At 65.3% G+C, this 4,715-nt stretch carries 1 protein-coding gene and 4 pseudogenes; 4 read left to right on the top strand and 1 reads right to left on the bottom strand.

Translation table 11 applies throughout. From position 1 onward, the window contains the following. Positions 1-232: 232 nt before the first annotated feature. The 4 genes and pseudogenes from AC0699_RS39320 to AC0699_RS39305 all read left to right on the top strand — a co-directional run. Positions 233-441, top strand: a pseudogene (locus AC0699_RS39320) (IS630 family transposase); the annotation flags it as partial. 952 nt (positions 442-1,393) lie between these two features. Continuing rightward, positions 1,394-2,608: an alpha/beta hydrolase family protein gene (locus AC0699_RS39315; protein ID WP_478671360.1), complete on the top strand. Its 1,215-nt coding sequence runs from the start codon at positions 1,394-1,396 to the stop codon at positions 2,606-2,608. 337 nt (positions 2,609-2,945) lie between these two features. Continuing rightward, positions 2,946-3,739, top strand: a pseudogene (locus tag AC0699_RS39310) (transposase family protein). Positions 3,740-3,852: 113 nt separating this feature from the next. Further along, positions 3,853-4,236, top strand: a pseudogene (locus AC0699_RS39305) (ATP-binding protein); the annotation flags it as partial. A gap of 92 nt (positions 4,237-4,328) precedes the next feature. On the opposite strand, the pseudogene AC0699_RS39300 reads toward AC0699_RS39305, so the two are convergent. Next, positions 4,329-4,451: pseudogene (locus tag AC0699_RS39300) on the bottom strand (transposase); the annotation flags it as partial. Positions 4,452-4,715 lie beyond the last annotated feature (264 nt).

Below are 4,715 nucleotides of genomic sequence, written 5' to 3'. Positions count from 1 at the left end.
CTGCCATTACATGCGGCGCGGGCACACGTTGGTGGGACGGACGGCCCAAGACCGTCCCACCCATGCAAAACCCCCGCTACACTCCCCACCGCCAGTCCGTTGACCAGCAGAAATACAGAAGTCCGGCTGGAGTACTAGGCGTCGTCCTTCGGGCCACAGAACGCCTACATCGGGCTCATCCTCAGCCTCCAGTGTTGTGATGAGGCGTGTCCCCCGCGTGGGTTACTGGTCGGCAGACATCGTGCTTGTCTGGGACCGGCACCTCACCCGGTCGAGCGCGTGGTGGGCGCACGTCAAACGCACCCTGACCAACCTCGCCGTCCTCGCCTTCTCCTGGAAACACTCGTCCGCAACCGGCTCAAACGCCTCCCATACCGGCCCGACACCCTCGACGGCTTCATAGCCGGCACCGGCCTGACCCTCCCCGACGTCACCCACGTGACAGCCGCTCTCGTTGCGCTGCTGTTCGGCGTCTGCGACAGCAGTGGTCACCACCGGGCGGTCACTCCCAGCGGACTGGCCACCGCGGCCGCGGCCCCCTACCGCCAGCTGCCCCGATCTCGATCGGCTGCGCGTCTCGCACAAGAGCAGTCGCCGCACAGGTGCAAGAGCGCCGCGAGAGGCGACGTACCACCCGGGCCGCCGTTCGCGCTTGGGTACCCGTGTTCTGCCGCCGTTGTCTGCCGCGGCAGCCGCACAACTACGTGCATTCCGAGTAAATACGACCGCATATGCCCTTCGATGTGGCGTTGAGCACGAAAGCGTCACGCTGCATATGCAATGGGGGTGGGGCGCACCGGTCAGGCATATCGTCACCCTCAAGATATCGGTGCCGACTCCCACGGGGTGCCGGCCTGCCACCCCGGTAGGAAGGGTGGAAGGCCGGCTGCCGCGTCGTGAGGTTCCGCGGCCCGGGTCGGCGACAGTCCTGCACGGCCGGATCGGCAGTCCTGTCACCCACCCACCAGCACCATTGCTCACACCACCCCCGCGGGCCCTCCCCCAGCCAGACCATCAACCAGATGACACACGCCCCCTCCTGATGCCCTCCCATAAGGGCTCACAGAGAATCAACGTGTTGCTTAACGTTCCGTGGCTCGTTGATGTGGTATGCGCATCTCCGGCAGGTGCCCACCCTCCGGAGACAAGGCCCGTCGGGGAAGGGCCGTTCGGGGGAGCCGCCGGTGTCGTGGTCAAGGGCCGGGCGGTGCGACTCGTATGTTCGACTGGTATGACGCATGAATCAGGTGATCACGGGTCCACCCGTCGCACCGCTCTGGCCGGGCTCGTCGCCGGGACCGCGCTACTGGCCGGGTGCACCTCGAGGCCCGCGGCCTCGCCGAGCCGGACCCGTTCGCCGCAGGCACGGGCGGACAACCCGACCCCGGGGGCGATGACACTATTCAAGGACCCGGAGTTCAATTTCAACGGACTGCTGGCTCTGGGCGCATCCGGCGCCGGCAGTGCCGAGGTGGGCGAAGTCCTCACCGCCGTGAACGCCATCAACAAGGTCGGCCTGTCCTCACAGACATATGTCGAAACCTTCCGCAAGCTCGGCGACCAGCTGATGGAGCCGCCCCCGGGCAGCAAGCCCGACGACCAGACCACCCGCATGCGTGCGTTGCGCGCCGCGCAGTACTACGGCCAGGCGCTGTTCTTCGTGCTGGGCTCGGACAACCCGGGCAGCGAGGAGGAACTGTACAAGGCAGGGCGGCGGGCTTGGGACAAGTTCTGCGATCTGTGCGACCCAGCGCCGGTGAAGGCGAACGTCCCGTACGGCAAGACCCCGCTGCCGGTGTGGTTCTTCCGACCCGACGAGTCGAACACCCGCCGTCCCACCGTGATCCTCACCAACGGCAGCGATGGCCAGAACGTCGACATGTGGACATACGGGGTCTCGGCCGCCCTGGAACGCGGCTGGAACGCCCTCGTCTACGACGGCCCCGGCCAGGGCCAACTGCTCTTCGTGGACCAGGTAGTCTTCACCCCGACTTGGGAGAAGGCCGTCACACCGCTCATCGACTGGCTGTCGAAGCGTTCCGACGTGGACACCGCCAAGATCGGTCTCACCGGGCTGAGTATGGGGGGCGACCTGGCGCCGCGGGCCGCGGCATTCGAGGACCGGATCGCCGCGCTGGTGGCGATGCCAGGCTGCATGAATCCGTGGCTGGGCTTCCCCGCAGAGTTCCGGGAAATCCTCACCCCCAGCAAGGAAGAGACCAACCAGATCTGGAACAAGGAGGTCGTCCCCCAGTTGCCCCCGGACGCCGCCGCCACGGTGAAGAAGCGCTTCGAACCCTTCTCGATCCCCGCGATGCTCGCCGTCCGCGAGGGCAAGATGTTCACCGACTTCTACACGCCGGCCAAGCTCATCCAGTCACTGGATATCACGGACACCGTGCCGCGGATCAAAATGCCGACGCTCGTACTCGACTACGAAGACGAGCTGTTCTATCCCGGACAGCCCAAGCAGATGTTCGACGCGCTGACCGCGCCCAAGGACTACGTGAAGCTCACCGCGGCTCAGGGCGCGCAGCTGCACGTCTCCCCGATGGCGCCGCAGCTGCACTGCGAGGTCGTCTTCGACTGGCTGCAGGGAACTTTGTAGGCCCGTCCGGGAGGCATCCCAGACCGTGCGAGCACGAGTCCAGCGCAGCGCTTGCGACGGCTGATGGCTTGACAACCGACGGCCGGCGATCAGACCGTCCACCCCTGCTCGCGTCTCGACCGACAGCCTGCTCTGCAACGAATCATCCACATTCACATTGAACCTGCCGAGCAGCCATAGCCGCATGGCGCACCCCGATACCAAGCACCCCCACTGAACCTCTTTCATCCTGCCTCTGAAGGACTATAAGGCCCGTTCAGCGGGTGGTGACGTGGCGAAGCCCCTCGTCGTTGGTTGTGGTGACCTCACTCAACACGACCATCGGCCGGGGGCTTCGTTGGTTCTGTATCCTTCCATGCTCGACGTCCCACACGAGCTGGTTGAGCATGTCTCATGGCTCATCTACGCCCCGAAGGCGTGAACTCAACTCCGCCCTGGCGCAGGCTCGGTTGTTTCAAACAGGCTCTGCTGGTGCTTGCGCACCTGCGGAAGAACGAGACGTTCGCGCAGGTCGGTGCCGGGTTCGGGGTGTCGGAGGCGACGGCCTGGCGCTACGTCGACGAGAGTCTCGAGGTGCTGGCCGCGTGGGCGCCGGGTTTGCACGAGGCTCTGGTGGGTCTGGGCGAAGGCGACTTCGTGCGTCGACGGCACGCTCATCCCGACCGACCTCATCGCCGCGGACGAGCCGTACTATTCGCAGAAACACCGGAAGCATGGCATGAACGTGCAGGTCATCGCCGCCCCGGACGGCACACCGCTGTGGTTCTCACGGGCGACGCCGGGCCGCACTCACGATCTGACCGCGGCCCGGGCTCACGGCATCGTCCAGGGCCTGTTTGAGCAGGCAAATCCTGATCCTGGCCGACCGCGCGTATCAGGTGCCGGCGCCACCGTCCACACGCCCTACTACAACTACCGCGAACAACCAGCCCACTACCAGCAGTTCAACCGTGATCACGCCCGCCTGCGGGCACCGGGCGAACGCGCCTTCGCCTGGTTGAAGTCCTGGCGGATCCTGCGCCGGGCACGCTGTTCACGCGCCGCATCAGCCGCACCGTCCAAGCCGTCCACACCCTGCTGACCTGCGACTATTCAGGTGAAAGAGGCTCACTGGGACAAAACGCTCCTTAAAGGGGGAATCTTCGGTCCCCCTCGATGTGGCCCTCTCGTGTGATGCCTCAGCGCGGTCTCATGGGACAGATTGGCAGGGCAAATCAGATCCGCCACACATAAACGAGGACATCATGGGCGCGACCAATCCCGGCATAGCAGCTTCTCAGGACGCGGTGTTCTGGGTCCCGCTCGAGTTTGATTCCACAGCACCGGCTGTCTCGCGACATGTTGCCCGAGCTGCGCTGGCGCAATGTGGAGCGGAGGCAGAGGCGGCGAGCGATGTTCTCCTCGTCGTCTCCGAGCTCGTCACAAACGCTGTCGAACACGCCTTGCCGCCCATCACACTCCGCATTCACGTGCACTCCGAGAGCAGCGACGAGCAATGGGTCAAGATAGACGTCTACGACTGCGGATGTGCTCCCACTCAGGGATCTTGGATAGCCAGCTGCCAAGATGATGAACACGGTCGTGGCGGCACGATCATGAGCTCTCTGGCAACCAGAGTCGGCTCTGACCGGCTTGACGAAGGCGTCATCGATCACTGGGCGGTCATGCCTAGCCGAGGGCGCCCTGATGCAGCCGGGAGAACTTCAACCGACCTCGGTGCCCACTGGGCGTCCTCGTCCCCTTTGCCGCCGGCCCACAGGCCGAGGATGCCGCGATGTCCTTCAGCCGTGACGGCCAAGGCCAGGTAGATGGGCCGGTTGGCGACCTGTCCATCGCGGATTTTGGTTCTGTCGACGATCTTGTTTGCGCCGTGAGGCGCTGTTGGTTCGAGTGGAGGTGGGAGACCTTCGCCAAAGCCCTGTCGCAGCAGGGTTGCCGAAGCTGGGGGCAGCCTGATCCGGGTGGTGCCGGGGAGGGCGAGAGCGGCCCTGACAAAGCCGGGACGTGCTAGTATGTCAACGGCCGTGTAGTTCTCCCCGGTGGCGGCCAGGAGTTCGCCCCACTGGCGGCCACCGAGATGTCCCCGGTGGCAGCCAGATAAGTCCCC

This window comes from Streptomyces sp. NPDC043870, from assembly GCF_056435785.1.
This window is presented reverse-complemented; position numbering and strand designations above follow the sequence as displayed.

What these genes read in the sequence shown, in the direction of transcription:
- AC0699_RS39315 (WP_478671360.1), top strand. Translation starts at nt 1,394, where the DNA reads ATGACACTATTCAAGGACCCGGAGTTCAATTTCAACGGACTGCTGGCT.